The following is a 17,628-nucleotide window of genomic DNA, read 5'->3' as shown; positions in this document are numbered from 1 at the left end:
TGGCGGCTCGCTGCCGAATACGCCGCGCTAGTATTAAATTCCGTCGCGCCTCCCATTCGGACTGCGTTTGTTTTGACGTTTGCGCGAGTATCAGGAGGCGGGGATCGAACTCATCATCGGCTCGGGCTATCCGCATCTGGAGGAAGCTTATCGCGTGGCTGAGTTGCTGTTCCCGGCGCTGGGTTTGCGGCAGGGCGGGCAGCACGCCAGGCTCAGACTAGTAATGAATTCGTCGTTGGCTTTCATGGCCGGACGCAGGTGGCTACCAACCGAGCTTAAGCTCTTAGGAGGGCCGCTAAGCGGACCTCCCGATTTGAAACGATCAAGCCGGCGTCTTTTCCTCTTCCGCCGCGACGCCAATGCCGCCATGGGGGGAGGGCGTGGTGCCGTTAACGGCGAAATCGCCGACGACGCGGTCGTGGTAGATGCGTGGATTGTGCGAGGCGATGGTGCGGGCGTTGCGCCAGTGGCGCTCCAGCGCGTGGCTGCGCTTGGCGGCAGAAGCCCCCAGCGCGTCGAACAGGATGGTGCTGGCGTCCAGGATCAGGCTGGTGATGACCGTCACCGCCTGGCTGACTTCCAGATCGGCATTGCGATCGGCCTCGGTCTGGTGGGCGACATCGTCATCCCGATTGGCCTCGAATGAGCGCTGCAGCGACTCGGCCGCCTTGAGGGCAATGGCGCCGGACGCATAGGCCGCGCCGCGCACCTTGCCGACAACCTGCAGCACCTGCGGGTCCTGCGCCGTGCGCGAGGCGTTGCCGCGGCCATAGACGCGCCTGCGTTCGGCGACGTGCCGCGACAGGTCGCCGGCAGCCGCGCGCCCGACTCCTGCGAGTGTGGCTAGGTGCACGAGCTGGAAGAAGCCGCCCGAATAGCCGAAGCGTGCCGAGGTCGGCTTGAGCAGGTCGTCGCTGATGTCTACGTCCTTGAACCGGGCGGTGCCGCTGGCGCTTAGTGATTGGCCAAAACCGTCCCAATCATCGAGGATCTCGACGCCGGGCGCGCCGGTCGGCACCAAAGCGCCGATTGGATTGCCGTCGCCATCGGCCGCCGCCAGGGCGATCCAGTCGGCGTAAAGCGAGCCGGTGGTGTAGTATTTCTCGCCATTCAGCAGCCAGCCATCGCCATGGCGGACGAGGCGCGTCGAATAGGTGCCGATCTTGCCATCGCCCAGTTCGGAGAAGCCGCTGCCGACCGTCTCGCGATCACCCAGCCGCTTGAGCCAGGCATTGCGCCAAGGGCTGACTGGCGCGTTCAGCACGTCCTCGGTGAAGCCGAAATGGCTGCGAAAGGCATTGGTCAGATTGGGATCGGCTTCCGATAACTCGATCAGCAGCCCGAACTGCTCGGGCAGTGTCAGGCCGAGGCCGCCATTCTCGACCGGCAGGCGCAGGGTCCAAAAGCCGGCCTCCTTGAGCCAGCGCACTTCGTCACGCAACAGGATGCGGTCGATATCGCGGACTACCGCGCGTTCGCGGATGCGGGCGAAGACAGGCCGGAATGGCGCGGCGATGGCGTCGAAGCGAGCGGATGGGCAATTATCTACTAGTTTTATAGACATTTCGTTTTCTTAGATTCCGGTTCTCCCTCGGCCGCTGGCGGCGCAAGCAATTTGTCGTGCGTCACGCCCTTTCGCAACAGGCGCTCTGGCCCGGTTGGGCCCTGCTGTGGTGCTATGGTGGCATGACCACACAGCTTCACGCCCGAACCATGTAGCAGCCCACGCTGGCACGTTTGCCACCGTTGACCTCGTTGCGCGCCTTCATGGCGACTGCTCGCCATCTCAGCTTCATCCGTACGGCCGACGAGCTGCATGTCACCTCGGCGGCGATCGGCCAGCAGATCCGGCAGCTTGAGGATCATCTCGGCCATGCCCTGTTCCTGCGCAATCGAGGCCAGTTGAAATTGACAGATGCCGGGCAGGCGCTAATGCCCGGCCTCACCGCGGCTTTCGATACGGTGTTGGAAACGATGGCGCGGCTGGCCGGCAATACCGATGCCGCCCCGATCCGTATCTCGGTCGTACCGTCCTTCGCCAGCAAGTGGCTGGTGCCGCGCCTGGCCGCGCTGCGAGATAGCGTGCCCGATCTCGAAGTGCTGATCGACGCTTCGACGCGGCTGGCCGAATGTGGCGGGTGAAGACACCGATTGCGTCATTCGGTACGGGCAGGGGGCCTATCCGGGCCTCGCGCCTGTTTTCCGAAGCGGTATTGCCAGTCTGCAGTCCGGACTTTGCCGAAGGCCACGGGCTCATGGCCTCGAGCGCGATGCGTCCTGCCCGGACTGGAAAAACTGGCTGCGGTCAGCCGGCGCCTCCACGCGCATTGGCGATAGCGGCATAAGGGTCAACCAATCGTCGCTGGTGTTGGACGCCGCCATAGCCGGGCAGGGCATTGGCCTGGGCAAGCTGCGTCTGGCGGAGGCCGACCTGGCGTCCGGCAGGCTGGTCAGTCCGTTTGGCGCGCCGCAGGCTGTCGAATTTTCGTACTTCTTCGCCACCAGTCCGCACAAAAGCGGGGTCCGGCGTGTCGAACTGTTCCGCGACTGGCTTGAGGCCGAAGCCGCCACGGTTCAGCCCATACCGCCTCAGTCGCTGCCCGCATCGGTGCCAGCTCTCGCGGCGGAATAGACTGCCTACCGCCTGCCGGCCCGGATGGATCGAACCGGCGCCGAGCGCCGCCGTATCGTCACGTGGTGAGGGTGCGGTGGAGGACACCGCGCAGATGGTTGTCCAGCGCGTCGACGGCGCCCTGGGCGTCGCGTCGCTCCAGAGCCTCGATGACGGCGACATGTTCGCGCATCGACTTGATGGTATTGGCGGGGTCCACCGATTCCGGATTGACCAGCCGTATCAAGTACATTTTCTGGTGCAGCCGCTCGTAGATCACCCTGATCTGCTGATTTTCAAAGGCGGCGATGAAGCTGTTGTGAAACGCCCATTCAAGCTGTCGGACCGGCTCCCGATAGACCGCCGGGTCGGCGACCGTTTCCACAAAATCGATGATGGCGTCATGGTCGGCCCGTGTCTTGGTCAGCCATGACTTGCCGACCGATCGGGCAAATTTGGACAAGCCCTCGCGCTCGAGAATGCCGCGGAGCTGGAAGGTGTTGCCGACGAATTTGACGTCCGGATAAAAGATGGTGAGGCCGATGCGCCGGCGCACGGTGACGAGGCCTTCGGCTTCGAGCAGGGTCGTGGTCTCGCGGAACGGCGATAGCGAAATGCCCAGAATATCGCAGAATTCCTCCTGCTTGAGCGTTTGCCCAAGCTTGAGCCTGCCGTCGACCAGCGCTTCGACGAACGCCAGATAACCGGGATTGTCGATCCCCTGACCCAATGCATACCCCCAATCAGGATTATCGGTAATTCTGCTGCGATAAGCCGTTGACAGGTCTTACGACACGGCTCTAACATTTTCTAGACGCGTTTAAATATATTTAAATAGAACGCGTCAGGCCCGGAGGAGGGTCGCAGTCATCGCCGGATGGTCGCCTGCCGCCGCAGCGACAGCTTCTGGATAGTCTTGCTGAGCAGCCGCAAAGGCGCCAGCTGGGTGGGAGGAAGATTTCATGGACGACAAGCCTAATAGTGCTGCGCGTGGATGGACGCGCCGCCGGGTACTCGGCACCGCCGCCAGCAGCCTCGCTATCGCCGCCGCGGGCAGCTTTGCGATGCCGGCCATCGCGCAGAGCAAGAAGCTGACCTATTGGGGCGGCCTGATTTTCTCGGACGAGGCCAACAAGCTGTTGACCGACACCATCAACGCATGGGGGGCCGCCAATGGCGTTGCCACCGAAGTGGTGATGATCAACCAGAACGAGACCGTGCAGAAGGTCTCGGCGGCGGTCTCGTCCAACACCATGCCCGATGCGCTCGATCTCGGGCTCGACCTGCTGCTGTTGCTGTCGCGCCAGGATCAGTTCATCACGCTCGACGATCTCTACAAGAAGATCGGTGACGCACAGGGCGGGTGGTTCGAAGGCACCGACAAGGCGACCGACACCACCGCCGATGCTGGCGGACGGACCGGCATCCCATTCGGCGTCAACGGCAACCTGCTACTGCGCCGCAAGGATCTGCTGGAGCCGGCGGGTTTCACCGAGGCGCCCAAGACCTGGGACGATCTGGTGGCGCAGGCCGTGGCGGTCAATAAATCCCCGGTTTCGGGCCTTGGGCTGGCGCTGTCCAATGTTGGCGACGCCAACGTGCAGGTCAACGTGCTGCAGTCCTATGGCGGCCGCATTGCCGACGACGCGGGCAAGAAGGTCACCATCAAGTCTGAAGAAACCCGGGCTTACCTGACCTGGCTCAAGGACGCCTGGGACAAGGGCATTTTCCCGCCCGGCAACACCACGTGGGATGGCGCGGGCGACAACCAGGCGTATCTGTCCGGGCAGGCCGCTTTCATCGCCAATACCGGCTCGGTCGGCATTGCCGCCAAGAAAGACGATCCGGAGCTCTACGACGGCAGTGCCTTCTCACCGCTGCCGGCTGGACCCAAGGGCACCATCTCGCCAATCACCCCGCAGACCCGCGCGATCACCAAGAATAGCGGTGCGCAGGACGAGGCCAAGGCGCTGCTCGAACACCTGGCACAGCCCGAATTCATGAACGCCTATTTCAACGTGGCGATCTATGGCCCGGTGCTGAAAAGCCAGGAAAAACTGAGCGCCTTCGATGGCACCAATCCGATCCTGGCAGGCTTGCTCAATCTGGCCAAGGCGGGGACGGCCCCGGCCTATCCCGATGTCTATAACGCCGCCTGGGCCGATCTGTCGTCCAACTTCATCATCCCCAAGATGTGCCAGCGCGTCGTCGTCGACGGGTGGGATTTCGACAAGGCGATGGACGAGGCCCAGACCCAGGGCCAGATCATCTACGACAAGTACTGACCCCGCCAGATTTTATCGACCTCGGGGGGCTTGGCCCTCCAGGGTTCCCTTCCGGGATAGACCATGTCGTTAGTCGCAGAGCCATCAACCAGATCATCACGCCGGCGGCGCCTGCCAACCGGGATGCGTGCCAAGCTGTTCGCCTATGCGCTGGTGGCGCCCGTGGTGCTGCTGATCCTCGGGCTGGTCGCCTATCCGTTCTTTTTTGCCATCTACGTGTCGTTCACCGATCAGGTGGTGGGCAGCGTCGGCAAGTTCATCGGCTTTGCCAACTTCGTCTACCTCTCGAAATCCGCCACCTTCACCGCTGCGATCTGGAACACGGTGATCATCGTGCTGGTTTCGGACGGGCTCAAGCTGGTGATCGGACTGGGTCTGGCGCTGCTGGTGCATCAGGCCATTCCCGGCCGGGGCCTGTTCCGCTCCTTCCTGATGCTGCCCTGGGCCATGCCGGCCTTCGTCGCCTTCCTCACCTGGCGCGTGCTGTATCAGCCGATCGGCGGCGGCATTAATCTGGTGCTGACCAACACCGGCATTTACCCCCATGTCGTCGATTGGCTCGGCCAGCGCCAGACCGCCATGGGCTCGGTGATCGCCGCCTCGGTGTGGCGCGGTTTTCCGTTCTGGTTCATCTCGATCCTCGCCGCGCTGCAATCGGTGCCCAAGGACCTTTACGAAGCCGCGCATATCGATGGCGCTAATGCCTGGCAGCGGTTCTGGGTCGTCACGGTCCCCGGCATTCGCCAGGTCGTGATCGTCACGACGCTCCTCTCCTCGATCTGGACCGCCAATGGCTTCGAGCACGTCTGGCTGCTGACCGCGGGCGGGCCGTCCGACGCCACCATGGTGTTCCCGGTTCTGGCCTATTTCGGCATGCAGACCCAGCGCGTGGGGGAGGCGGCGGCAGTCTCCGTGGCCATGCTGCCGATCCTGGCGATCCTGGTCATCTTCGCTACCTCGCTCATGATGCGGGACGAAGATTGATGACCACGCTCACCGCCACCATCCCGCTCGCCAAGAGCAAGGCCGGCCAGCGCCTCCGCCGCCGGTTCCTGATCGGGCGCGTGTTGAGCTATGCGGCGCTCGCCATCGCCGTGCTGCTGGTGCTGTTCCCGATCTATTGGATGATCATCACGTCGCTCAAGCTGCCGCGGGAAATCTATCGGGTGCCATCGCTGTGGCCCAAGACTTTCACGCTCGACAATTACCAGAAAATCCTCAGCGACGGGCAGTTCCTGGTCGCCATCCGCAACAGCCTGATCGTGTCGTTCACCGTCACCATCATTTCGGTGATTATCTCGTCCTTCGCCGCCTATTCCATGGTGCGGTTCCGCTACCGGTTCCGCGGCTTTGTCGGCCGGTTGATCCTCTTCGCCTATTTGACGCCGAGCTCGCTACTGTTCATTCCGCTGTCGATCGTCATGGCGCAATTGCACCTGGGCAATTCGCTGTTCGGCCTGATCATGGTCTACCTGACCTTCTCGCTGCCGCTCTCAACCTGGCTATTGCAGGGGTATTTCAAGGGCGTGCCGCGCGAGGTCGAGGAGCAGGGCCTGATCGATGGCCTCAGCCGTATCGGCGTGCTGTTCCGCATCGTGCTGCCGCTCTCGGCGCCGGGCATTGCGGCGGTGGCCATCTTCACCTTCACCGGGGCGTGGAACGAGCTGCTGCTGGCGCTGGTGCTGATCACTTCAGAGTCGCAGCGCACCGCGCCGCTGGCGCTCAACTATCTCATCACCAGTGACGTGCTGCCCTGGGGGCCGCTGATGGCCGGGGCGGTCATCTCGTCGCTGCCGCTGATGATCCTCTACTTCGTGGCGCAACGCTTCATGGTGGCAGGGCTGGCCGACGGTTCGGTCAAAGGCTGACTTTTTAGGACTGAGGGACAGACGGATATGGCGATCAGAGTTGCAGTTGGGCAGTTTCACGAGTTGAGCGAGGAGCGCTTGCGCTTTGCCGCCCAGATCGGCGCGACGGGCCTGCAGATGAACAATCCGACCTTGCCGGGCGATGCCCGTTGGGAACAGGCGGACGTGCGCGCGCTCGTCGATCAGGTCGAAGCCGCCGGCCTCAAATTCGAGGCCATCGAAAACGTCCCCACCCATTTCTACCACAAGGCCATGATGGGCCTTGAGGGCCGCGACGAGCAGATCGAGAACTACCAGGCCACCATCCGCGCCGTCGCCCGCGCCGGCATTCCGGTTCTGGGGCTGCATTTCATGCCAAACTCGGTGTGGACCACCGATCGCTCCGGCAAGACCCGCGGTGGCGCCACCGCCCGCCAGTTCGACATGGCCGTGGTTGAGGCCAATGCCGAGAACATGGACACGCTGCGCTCCTTCATGCCGACGACGCTGGGCCGCGCCTCGTCCATGCCGCTGTTCGGCAAGGATAGTCCGGTGATCACCGAAGACCAGATGTGGAGCAACTACACCTATTTCATGAACGCGGTGCTGCCGGTCGCCGAGCAGGAAGGCCTCAAGCTGGCCCTGCACCCGGACGATCCCCCGGTGCCGATGCTGGGCGGAGTGGCGCGCCTGTTCTACAAGCCCGAGAATTTCAAGAAGGCCTATGATCTGGTCGGTCGCTCGGAGGCGTGGACGCTCGACCTGTGCCTGGGCTGCTGCTCGGAAATGCCCGGCGGCAAGGCCAATGTCACCGAAATGATCGACTTCTTCGCCCCCAAGGGCCGGATTTCCTATATCCATTTCCGCGACGTGCAGGGCTCGGTGCCCAACTTCACCGAATGCTTCATCGGCGACGGCAATTTCGATCCTGCCGAGGTCATCGTGCAACTGGCCAAGCTCGGTTTCGACGGCTTCCTGCTCGATGACCATGTGCCGAAGATGGACGGCGACAGCGACTGGAACCATCGCGGTCGCTCGCATGCGATCGGCTATATGCAGGGCCTCGTGCGCATGGCCGAATTCCTCAAGGCCGCCTAGAGTGGCAGCGGTCCGCGCATCGGCGCGGGCCGCTCAATCATGAATATCTGGAGTTCGTATGCCCTCTGTTTTGTTGTATGTCGGCGGCGTCAATCGCGGCATCGGCTACGTCGCCAAACCCGCCGCCAAAGGCATCGCCGCCTTCCGCCTCGATCTCGACACCGGGGCGGCTGTATCGCTTGGGGTCACCGAGGGCATCGATAACCCGACGTTTGTCGAAGTGGCCAAGGACGGAAAATCGCTGGCTGCGGTCAGCGAAGTGGGCGGCTGGAATGAGGGCGTGATCACCGGCTACGCGATCGACGCGCAAACCGGCGCACTCGAATATCTCTCCAAGCAGCCGACGCGCGGCGACTACACTGCGCATTTCAGCCACGACAACTCCGGCCGCTTCGTCGGCATCGCCAACTATGGCGGCCTGCCGGTCAGCGCCAAGCCGAACAAGTCCATCGCCATCTATCCACGCGCTGCCGATGGCACGCTCGGCTCGCTGGTGTCCGAAGCCACCCATACCGGCGCGGGTCCCGATGTCGAACGGCAGGATCGGCCACACGCGCATTGCATCCGCTGGACCGCCGACAACAAGTTCGTCGTCGTCGCCGATCTGGGGATCGACAAGCTGATGGTTTATCGCTTCGACAACCAGACCGGCGCACTGACCCCGCATGGCGAAACCGTACTGCCTCCCGGCTCAGGCCCGCGCCACTTCGTGTTCCACCCGACGTTGCCTTTTGCCTATCTTGTCAATGAGTTGACCTGCACGCTGGCCAGTCTGGCGTTCGACGCCGCCAAGGGTACCTTCACCGTTCTGGCCATCGAGCCGACGCTGCCGACCGGCGATCATCCCGGCAGTTCGGGCTCGGCCATCGGCATCGCCGATGGTGGCAAGCACCTCTATGTCGGCAATCGAGGCCACAACAGCGTCGCCGGTTTCGCCATCGACCAGTCGACCGGAATTGCGCGCTTCATCGGCACCACGCCCTGCGGTGGCAATGTGCCCCGCGATTTCGCCTTCGATCCCACGGGCCAGGTGCTCGCCGTCGCCAATCAGGAAAGCGACCGCATCAACCTGTTCCGCTACGTGCCCGACACCGGCGCCCTGACGCCACTCGGCGCGCCGATTCAGACCGGCACCCCCACGGCCATCGCTTTCCACCCCACGGTTCGCTGACGCGACCACAAGGACTTCGCCATGAAGATCAAAGACATCAAAGTCATCGTCTGCTCCCCGGGGCGCAATTTCGTCACCGTCAAGATCATCACCGACGAGGGGCTTTATGGCGTCGGCGACGGCACGGTGAACGGGCGCGAGCTGTCGGTCGCCTCGTATCTCGAGGACCATGTTGCGCCGACGCTGATCGGCATGGACCCGCTGCGCACCGAGGATATCTGGCAATACCTCTACAAGGGCGCCTATTGGCGCCGCGGGCCGATCACCATGGCGGCGATCGGCGCGATCGACATGGCGCTGTGGGACATCAAGGCCAAAGCCGCCAATATGCCGCTCTATCAGCTGCTGGGCGGCCGCTCGCGCGACAAGGTGATGGTCTATAAGCATGTCGGCGGCCTCGATATTTCCGAGGTTGCCGAAGGTGTCGTCGCCCTGCGCGAGCAGGGGCTGGATGCCATTCGCGCGCAGGTCGCCATTCCCGGCCTGCCGCCAATCTATGGCACCGGTGACTCCACCGATCAGGACGCGTTGCTCAACAAGCGCGTGGTGCCGCATGAGGAAGTCTGGGCCACCCACAAATACCTGCCGCTGGTGCCCAAGCTGTTCGAGAAGGTGCGCGATGCGGTGGGTTGGCACGTGCATCTGCTGCATGACGTGCATCATCGGCTAACGCCAATCGAGGCCGCACGGTTGGGGAAGGATCTGGAGCCATTCCGGCTGTTCTGGCTGGAGGATGCCATTCCCGCCGAGCTGCAGGAAGGCTTCCGCATTATCCGCCAGCACACGACGACACCGTTGGCCGTGGGCGAGGTGTTCAACTCGATCTATGACACCCATACGCTGATCACCGAGCAGTTGATCGACTATGCCCGCGTCACCTCGGTGCATGCCGGCGGGGTCACCGGCCTCAAGAAGATTTTCGATCTGGCCGCCATCTATCACGTCCGCTCGGCCTGCCACGGCCCGCAGGACGTGTCCCCCATTGCCATGGGCTGCAATATCCATGTCGACGTCGCCATTCCGAACTTCGGCATCCAGGAATATTCCGGCTACACCAAGCTGATGCACGACGTGTTCAAATGCGCCTGGAGCTATGATCGCGGCTATCTGCAGCCCGGCGAAGTTGCCGGCCACGGCGTCGATATCGACGAAGACCTCGCCGCCAAGCATCCGTACCAACAGGCTTATTTGCCGGTTGCCCGGCTGCAAGACGGCTCGATGACGAGCTGGTGAGGGTAGGGCAATGAAGATCACCGCCATAAAGCCCTATCCGGTCTGGGTCGGCCATCGCAACCAGCTCATCGTCAAGATCGAGACCGACGAGGGCGTATTTGGTTGGGGTGAAAGCGGGCTCTCCGGGCGCGAAAAGGCCGTGGTCGGGGCCATCGAGCACTACCGCGAGTTTCTGATCGGCCGCGATCCGATGGCCATCGGCGCCATCTGGCAGGAGCTTTATCGCAGCCAATATTTCGAAGGTGGGCGGGTGTTGCTCGCCGCCCAATCGGCCATCGACATCGCGCTGCACGATATCAAGGGCAAAGCGCTCGGCGTGCCGGTCTATGAGCTGCTTGGCGGCAAGCACCGCGATGTCATCCCCACCTTCGCCTCGACCGGCGCGATCAATGGCGAGGAAACCCTCGACGCTGCCCGCGCGCTAATGGAGCGCGGCTGGTCCATCATCCGCTTCTTCCCCGCCGCATGGGAGAACCCCGGCGGCATTTTCGAGCCGCGCGAATCCATCGGCAAAAGCGCCACCTTCCTGACCAAGGCACGCGAGGTCCTCGGCAACGAGGTTGTGCTGGGTATCGACTATCACCATCGCCTGTCGGTCGCGGAGGCTGCCAGCTTCTGCCAGAAAATGCCCTCCGGCACGCTGGATTTCCTTGAGGAACCCATCCGCGACGAGACGCCCGAGGCCTATGAAACGCTGCGCAAGCTGACCGATGTGCCCTTCGCCATCGGCGAAGAGTTCGCCAGCAAATGGCAGTTCCTGCCGTACATCGAACGCGACATCCATCAGTTCAACCGGCTCGACCTGTGCAATGTCGGCGGCTTCACCGAGGCGATGAAGGTCGCCGGCTGGAGCGAGGCGCATTATGTCGACCTGATGCCGCACAATCCGCTCGGGCCGATCTGCACTGCCGCGACCATCCATTTCTCGGCGGCAGTGGCCAATTTCTTCGCGCTCGAAACGCGGGCCAATCCCACCGATCTCTACAACGGCACGCCGACGGCCGAGATGTTCCCGCAGATGCCGATGCTCGACGGTGCGGTGTACAAAGTGCCCGATGGCCCTGGCCTGGGCATTGAGGTCAACGAAGCGGCGCTGACGGCGGCAAGCTTCAAATTCTGGGAGGCGCCGCATCTGCGGCGGCGTGACGGGTCGGTGACCAACTGGTAGCCTGAACGAAAAATGCCGGATCAACCGGCTTGGTAGGGAGGTTCTTGAGATGAAACGTAGCGTTGCTCTTATCGTCGCCCTTTTGTCCATGGCCGCTCCGGTCCTGGCGCAGGACACGCCTGACGCTGTTGTCGCCGGAACCGTACCGTTTCAAATGAAGGTGCTGACCACCGGCCTCGAAGGCCCGTGGGAGCTGACATGGGGTCCGGACGATTATCTCTGGGTCACCGAGCGCACCGCCGGCCGCATCGATCGCATCAATCCTGCCGACGGCAGCAAGACGACGCTGATCGATATCGGCGAAGTCTCCGCGCCAGGCGGGCAGGATGGCCTGCTGGGCCTCGCGCTGCATCCCGATCTGCTCAAGGGAACCGGCAACGACTACGTCTACACTGCCTATACCTACCTCGATGAGGCGCGCGGGGCCGATCCGGTGATTACCGACCCCGCCAGTCCCTACCGCTTCCTCTATACCAAGATTGTCCGACTGACCTATGACGCTGCGACCGACAAGCTGATCGATCCGGTCGATCTCATTGTCGGCCTGCCGGCGAGCAGCGACCACAATTCGGGGCGCATGAAAATTGGTCCCGACGGCAAGCTCTATTACACCATCGGCGATGGCGGCAAAGACCAGCTCGGCAATTGGTGCCAGCCGATCGAGGCCCAGCGCCTGCCCACGACAGGCTCGAAGCCGAGGACTACATCGCCTATCAAGGCAAGTCGTTGCGGCTCAATCTTGATGGCACAATTCCGGACGACAATCCGATGATTGCCGACGTCGTCAGCCACATCTTCACCTATGGCCACCGCAATATGCAGGGCATCGACTTCGCGCCCGACGGCACGCTCTATGCCTCGGAGCAGGGGCCCAAGACCGATGACGAGGTCAATATCCTAGTGCCGGGCGGCAATTTCGGCTGGCCGCATGTTGCGGGCTTCCGTGATGACAAAGCCTACCAATATGCCCGCTGGAAGGATGCCACCACGCCCTGCGAACAGCTCCAGTTCTCCGATATCACCATCGATCCGTCCGTTCCCGTCGAAGACGAAACGAGCTGGACCGAGCCGATGCAGGACCCGCTGGCGACACTGTTTACCGTGCCCAGCGACTGGGATTTCACCGATCCGGTGTGCAAGGGCGTCGATTTCATCTGCTGGCCGACCGTGGCGGCGTCCAGTATCCAGGCTTACATGCCCACCAGCGAAGCCATCCCCGGCTGGGACAATTCGCTGATCGTCACCACGCTCAAGCGCGGCTCGATCTACCGCCTGCCGCTTGCCGCCGATGGCAAGTCGCTGCGCGGGCCGATCGAGCGCTATTTCCAATCCGAAAACCGCTTCCGCGACGTCGCCCTCAGCCCCGACAGCAAGACGATCTATGTGGCAACCGATCCGGGGGGGCTGGCGGAGGCCTTGGCAGGCGGGACCACGACCACGATGCAAAACCCGGGATCGATCCTGGTGTTCAGCTATACCGGCAAGGCTGCGTCGACCACGGCGCCGACTTCGGAGGCCATCATGACCGTGCAGAGCGAAACCCCTGCCGCGGCCGGCCTGCCGCCGAGCTTCACCGCCGCACAGGCCGATCGTGGCAAGATTGCCTACAATGCCAACTGCGTTTCCTGCCATGGCCAGAACCTGATCAGCGCCACCTATGGCACCCCGCTGGCTGGCGAGTATTTTGCCGGCAACTGGAACGGCAAGCCGGTAGGGGACCTCTACCGCAAGGCGCGCGACACGATGCCGCCGTCGCGTCCGGGGACGCTGCCGGCAACCGACTATGCCGACATCATCGCCTATGTGCTGTCGGTCAACGGCCTCGCGGCGGGGGACGCCGAACTGCCAGCCGATCCGGCCGCGCTGGACGACATGACCATCACCACAGGTGCGGCCCAATGAGCGAACACGTCCTCAAATGGGCGCATGGCGAAGCGGTGGTCTTGTCGACCGCTGCGGTGTTGGCCGATTGCTGCTTCGATCTGGGTAGCAAGGCGTTTCGGCCATTTGCCCGCGCGCCCTGGATGGGGACGGTAACCGACATGTCGGTCATCGGCCATCTGCGCGAACTGGGCGGCGATTTCGTCTGCGTGCCGATGGGCTCTGGCGGACCGGCGCCGCAGGCGCCACCCGAATGGGCCGCGCTGATGGACCGGCCGCGCGACTGGCCGATCCACGGACCGGCCGCCGACGAGGAATGGACTATCGTTTCGGCCGATGCCTCCTCGGTGACGCTGGCACTCGACTATCCAGAAACTTCGCCGGTGCTGCGCCTTGAACGCCGCGTCGCGGCCCGACCGGATGCGCCGGCGCTGGACTCGACGCTGACCATCTTTGCGCGCCGGGCGGCACCCATCTCGGTCGGGCTGCATCCGATTTTCCGGCTGCCCGAGCAACCGGGGCGGCTGCGGCTCGAGGCGGAGTTCGATTTCGGGCTGGTGCATCCGCGCCAGGTTGCCGGGGAACAGGAATTTTCCAGCCTGGCCGCCGTGCCGCAGGCCGGCGGGCCGGTCGACCTGAGCCACCCGCCGCTGGGCAGTCAAAAGAACCTCAACGTCCAGCTCTGCGGCATGCGCAGCCCCATGAAGGCCACCTGGCTGGACGAGGGCGCGGGCATTATCCTCGATTGGGACCGTACGCAACTGCCATCGCTGCAGATCTGGCACACCGACCGCGGGGTCGAGGTGCCACCCTGGAATGGGCAGTATCGTGGCCTCGGGCTCGAACCGATCGCGGCGGCGTTCGATCTGAACGACGCCATCTCGACCGGACCCAATCCGATCAACCGGCGGGGCGTCGCGACGGCCATCGATATCGCCCCAGAAACACCCACCATTATTCGCCACAGTGTGTTGGCATTTTCGAGCTGAAGGAGGCTGCTGCGATCACTTTTTTCTCGGCCAGAGCGCGAATTGCAACGTTACTATTTCGCGCGTTGACTCGGGATATCCCTACGGCTAATCATTGATATAATAATAAGAAAATCGGGTTGCGAGGCTGGCGCTAGCAACACTGATATGAGGAGTGCCAGGCCAAATATCGCAATGCGAGTTGCCTGCGATGGTTGGCGCTAGGTGTGTTGTTTTGACTTGAGGTTTGCTTGAGCTGACAAACGTAAGTTTGGCAGATGATGTCTTGCTGGCCGAATTTCTGTCAAATCAGCAAAATTAAACTGAGACGCCGCGATAATATATTCTTGGCGGTCATCAGACGACAAACACCCCAAGCAACATAGCGTTGCAAGGGCAAGGGAGGACGAGGGGCCGCGCGCAAGAGCGGTAATTTCTGAAGCATTCGACGCGTCAAGCGTCTTCATCCGCTGGCAGACAAAGGGAGAGAGCTGTCACATGGTCAAATTCAAACTCGCTACAGCACTAGCAGTGCTGACGCTGGCGTTTACGCCAGTCGCGACGTTCGCGCAGGATGCTGCGCCCGTCGCCGCCACCGAAATCGTGCCCGCCAGTCCGTTGGCGGATGTGCCGCGCAACGAGACGGTCATTCTGGGCTGGGGCGTTTCGGGTGGCTCGTCCATCGGCACGACCAATCCATGGGTTCTGCCCGGCTATACCCATCAGGAAGGCAACAACCTGATGTGGGAGCCGCTGATGTACTTCGGCATCTACAAGAACGAATTCATTCCGTGGCTGGCCGACAGCATGGACTATACCGACGACACGTTCACCGCGTTGGAAATCAAGCTCAACAAGGACGCAAAGTGGTCGGATGGTTCGCCCGTAACCTCCAAGGACGTGGTCTACACGTTCGAAGGCCAGATCAAGTATGAGACGCTGCCCTACCATGTGCAGTTCGCCGAACTGGTCAAAAGCGTCACCGCCAAGGACGATCTCACCATCGAGGTGACGTTCAACGCGCCCGCACCGCGCTTCAAGTTCGAAGTACTGACCGAAAAGTTCGACACCGGTATTCCGATCGTACCGGCTGGTTATCTGTCTGAACAAGCCGATCCGACCAAGGCGCCAGGCCGCGACGCGATCCCCCATTCCGGGCCGTTCGATATCGTCGCCTGGAACACCAACCAGAAGATCTTCAACCTGCGTGAAGACTGGTGGGCCGTCAAAGCCGGCCGCATCGCCGCGCCCGCCGTCAAGCGCGTCGTGGTGGTGAATATCCTCAACCAGCCGATGGATACGGTTGCCCAGCGCATCGTCAACAACGAGTTCGACTCGTCGGTGGACATGCGGGCGCAGATCATCGGCAACATCCTGCAGCAGAACCCCGAGGTTCAGTCCTGGACCGGCACCGAGTCGCCCTATGGTTATCTCGACTGGTGGCCGAACTCGCTGTGGATGAACGACCAGCTCGCACCCTACAGCGATCCGAACGTGCGCAAGGCCATCAGCCTGGCCATCAACCGCGATCAGATCAACGAGGTGCTCTACGAGGGCGCCAAGATCGCCACGATCTACCCGTTCCCGCTCTATCCGAACCTGCAGGCCTTCGCCGACTCGCCTGAAGTCAAGGCCGAGGAAGCCAAGTACGAACCCGGCAAGTACGACCTCGAGGAAAGCGCCAAGCTGATGGAAGCGGCTGGCTGGGCCAAGAATGGCGACGACCTGTGGGAGAAGGACGGCAAGACGTTCGACGCCACCATCCAGGCCTTCGAAAACATCCACGGCGATATCGCTCCGATCCTGGCCGAAATGCTGCGTCAGGCGGGCTTTGAGTCTAACGTGAACTTCGGTACCGACGCCTATCAGAACATGGTCGACGGCAAAGCCGGCCTCTACATGTTCGGCCATGGCGCCAGCCTCTTCGACCCCTTCGAAGCGCTCAACCTCTTCGACGGCAAATACAGCAGCGGCATTGGCTCGTCGGCCGGCAATAACCGGTTCTCGCGCTACTCCAACCCTGAATACGACAAGCTGATCGATGCCATTGCACCGCTCGACTCCAAGGATCCGAAGTTCATCGCCGGCGCCGCTCAGGCTCTCGGGATTTACTGGCGCGACACCATCGACGTTCCGGTCATCCAGTGGCTGCATCGTATTCCGTACAACAACCACTATTGGAAGAACTGGCCGTCCTCGACAAATGTCGGGATGGGTACCAACGGCGCGTTCTGGGCTCACACCGGCATGCTGGTCATCACCGGGCTGCAGCCTTCAGGCGCCAAGTAGTCAGCACTCCGGGGTTACGCGCCGGTGGCGCGTAACCCCTCCTGCCGGCCAAGACCTTTCGGGATCAGTCCATTGAGCTTCAAGATCGTCGTCAAACGCCTGCTGTTTTTCGTCCTGGTCGTTTGGGCCGCCTCGACCATAGTGTTCTTCATACCGCGCCTGTCATCGCGCAACGCCATTCGCGAACGCTTCGGCGAACTGGCCCGCACCGGCGGTTTCTCGCCCGGCGATATCGAAAAAATGATTGCCTCGATGCAGCAGCAGTTCGGCCTCGATAAGCCGATCTTCGAGCAGTACTGGCAGTATCTCGGCAATATCATGCGGCTGGATTTCGGCTATTCGCTGAGCAAATATCCGACCACGGCAACCGAGGTGATCGCCCAAGCGCTGCCCTGGACCATCGGGCTGTTGCTGGTCACCACCGTCCTCAGCTTCGTGCTCGGAACCCTGCTCGGCGCCGTCGCCGCCTGGCCCAAGGCGCCGGGCTGGCTGCGGTCTTTGGCAACGCCATTCATCCTTTTAACCGGCGTGCCGCCCGTCATCATGGGCATCCTGCTGCTGTTCTTCATCGGCTTCCGCCTCAAATGGCTGCCGCTCGGCGGCGCCTATTCGGCGGGCATCGTCCCGACGTGGTCGTGGTCGTTCTTCCTCGATCTGATGCAACACCAAATCCTGCCGGCTTTGGCGCTGATCCTCGGATCGGTCGGCGGCTGGGTGCTGTCCATGCGCGGTATGGGCATTACCATCCAGGGCGAGGACTACGTCAATTTCGCCGAACACAAGGGGCTGACCGGGGGCCGCATTTTCAGGGATTACTACCTGCGCAACGCCCTGCTGCCGCAGGTCACCGGCCTGGCACTGGCGCTCGGCACCGTCATTACCTCGGCGGTAATCGTCGAAGGCATATTCGGCCTGCCGGGCATTGGCACGGCGTTGAACCTTGCCATCCGCGCCAACGACTTCCCGGTGATCTACGGCATCGTGATTTTCATCACCATCGCCATCGCGGCGCTGATGACGATCCTGGAATTCGTCTACCCGCTGCTCGATCCGCGAATTCGGGAAAATTAGGAGCGC

The 17,628-nt window shown here is 62.5% G+C and carries 16 protein-coding genes and 1 pseudogene; 15 read left to right on the top strand and 2 right to left on the bottom strand.

Going from position 1 to position 17,628, the window contains the following annotated elements; genetic code table 11:
• Positions 1–76: 76 nt before the first annotated feature.
• Positions 77–202 (top strand): annotated as a pseudogene (locus ABIB57_RS26810) (alkanesulfonate monooxygenase); the annotation flags it as partial.
• A gap of 120 nt (positions 203–322) precedes the next feature.
• Here ABIB57_RS26810 and ABIB57_RS02655 read toward each other — a convergent pair.
• Positions 323–1,564, bottom strand: coding sequence for an acyl-CoA dehydrogenase family protein (locus tag ABIB57_RS02655; RefSeq protein ID WP_354038287.1), 1,242 nt, complete (start codon positions 1,562–1,564; stop codon positions 323–325).
• Positions 1,565–1,767: 203 nt separating this feature from the next.
• Here ABIB57_RS02655 and ABIB57_RS02650 point away from each other — a divergent pair, with 203 nt between their 5' ends.
• Together ABIB57_RS02650 and ABIB57_RS02645 are read left to right on the top strand one after the other, a co-directional pair.
• Positions 1,768–2,142, top strand: coding sequence for a LysR family transcriptional regulator (locus ABIB57_RS02650; protein WP_354038286.1), 375 nt, complete (start codon positions 1,768–1,770; stop codon positions 2,140–2,142).
• Positions 2,132–2,632 (top strand): LysR substrate-binding domain-containing protein, encoded by a 501-nt coding sequence (locus tag ABIB57_RS02645; RefSeq protein WP_354038285.1) that lies wholly within the window; start codon positions 2,132–2,134, stop codon positions 2,630–2,632. Before ABIB57_RS02650 ends, ABIB57_RS02645 begins: the two co-directional genes overlap by 11 nt.
• Before the next feature lie 58 nt (positions 2,633–2,690).
• Here ABIB57_RS02645 and ABIB57_RS02640 read toward each other — a convergent pair whose 3' ends face one another.
• Positions 2,691–3,341 (bottom strand): GntR family transcriptional regulator, encoded by a 651-nt coding sequence (locus tag ABIB57_RS02640; protein ID WP_354038284.1) that lies wholly within the window; start codon positions 3,339–3,341, stop codon positions 2,691–2,693.
• A 232-nt stretch (positions 3,342–3,573) separates the two neighbouring features.
• Here ABIB57_RS02640 and ABIB57_RS02635 point away from each other — a divergent pair, with 232 nt between their 5' ends.
• From ABIB57_RS02635 to ABIB57_RS02580, 12 genes are all read left to right on the top strand, one after another.
• The gene (locus ABIB57_RS02635) at positions 3,574–4,896 is read left to right on the top strand and encodes an ABC transporter substrate-binding protein (protein WP_354038283.1); all 1,323 of its coding nucleotides are present in this window, start codon (positions 3,574–3,576) and stop codon (positions 4,894–4,896) included.
• 63 nt (positions 4,897–4,959) lie between these two features.
• The gene (locus ABIB57_RS02630) at positions 4,960–5,880 is read left to right on the top strand and encodes a carbohydrate ABC transporter permease (protein WP_354038282.1); all 921 of its coding nucleotides are present in this window, start codon (positions 4,960–4,962) and stop codon (positions 5,878–5,880) included.
• Positions 5,880–6,764, top strand: coding sequence for a carbohydrate ABC transporter permease (locus ABIB57_RS02625; protein WP_354038281.1), 885 nt, complete (start codon positions 5,880–5,882; stop codon positions 6,762–6,764). The genes ABIB57_RS02630 and ABIB57_RS02625 overlap by 1 nt, the downstream gene beginning before the upstream one ends.
• A 27-nt stretch (positions 6,765–6,791) precedes the next feature.
• On the top strand, positions 6,792–7,841 hold the full coding sequence (locus ABIB57_RS02620) for a mannonate dehydratase (RefSeq protein WP_354038280.1): 1,050 nt from the start codon (positions 6,792–6,794) through the stop codon (positions 7,839–7,841).
• 58 nt (positions 7,842–7,899) lie between these two features.
• The gene (locus tag ABIB57_RS02615) at positions 7,900–9,012 is read left to right on the top strand and encodes a lactonase family protein (RefSeq protein ID WP_354038279.1); all 1,113 of its coding nucleotides are present in this window, start codon (positions 7,900–7,902) and stop codon (positions 9,010–9,012) included.
• Positions 9,013–9,033: 21 nt separating this feature from the next.
• Complete coding sequence (gene manD / locus ABIB57_RS02610; RefSeq protein ID WP_354038278.1) at positions 9,034–10,245, top strand: D-mannonate dehydratase ManD; 1,212 nt, start codon at positions 9,034–9,036, stop codon at positions 10,243–10,245.
• A 10-nt stretch (positions 10,246–10,255) separates the two neighbouring features.
• Positions 10,256–11,413, top strand: a complete 1,158-nt coding sequence (locus tag ABIB57_RS02605) for a mandelate racemase/muconate lactonizing enzyme family protein (protein WP_354038277.1) — start codon at positions 10,256–10,258, stop codon at positions 11,411–11,413.
• 49 nt (positions 11,414–11,462) lie between these two features.
• Positions 11,463–12,185 (top strand): PQQ-dependent sugar dehydrogenase, encoded by a 723-nt coding sequence (locus ABIB57_RS02600; RefSeq protein ID WP_354038276.1) that lies wholly within the window; start codon positions 11,463–11,465, stop codon positions 12,183–12,185.
• Positions 12,140–13,315, top strand: coding sequence for a PQQ-dependent sugar dehydrogenase (locus ABIB57_RS02595; protein WP_354038275.1), 1,176 nt, complete (start codon positions 12,140–12,142; stop codon positions 13,313–13,315). Before ABIB57_RS02600 ends, ABIB57_RS02595 begins: the two co-directional genes overlap by 46 nt.
• A complete protein-coding gene (locus ABIB57_RS02590; protein ID WP_354038274.1) occupies positions 13,312–14,283 on the top strand; it encodes a hypothetical protein in 972 nt (323 codons plus the stop codon). Before ABIB57_RS02595 ends, ABIB57_RS02590 begins: the two co-directional genes overlap by 4 nt.
• A 477-nt stretch (positions 14,284–14,760) precedes the next feature.
• On the top strand, positions 14,761–16,551 hold the full coding sequence (locus ABIB57_RS02585; protein WP_354038273.1) for an ABC transporter substrate-binding protein: 1,791 nt from the start codon (positions 14,761–14,763) through the stop codon (positions 16,549–16,551).
• A gap of 72 nt (positions 16,552–16,623) precedes the next feature.
• Positions 16,624–17,622: an ABC transporter permease gene (locus ABIB57_RS02580; RefSeq protein ID WP_354038272.1), complete on the top strand. Its 999-nt coding sequence runs from the start codon at positions 16,624–16,626 to the stop codon at positions 17,620–17,622.
• The last annotated feature ends 6 nt before the right edge of the window (positions 17,623–17,628 follow it).

Origin of the sequence: Devosia sp. UYZn731, from assembly GCF_040546795.1 — a bacterium.
Classification (GTDB): Bacteria; Pseudomonadota; Alphaproteobacteria; order Rhizobiales; family Devosiaceae; genus Devosia.
This window is presented reverse-complemented; position numbering and strand designations above follow the sequence as displayed.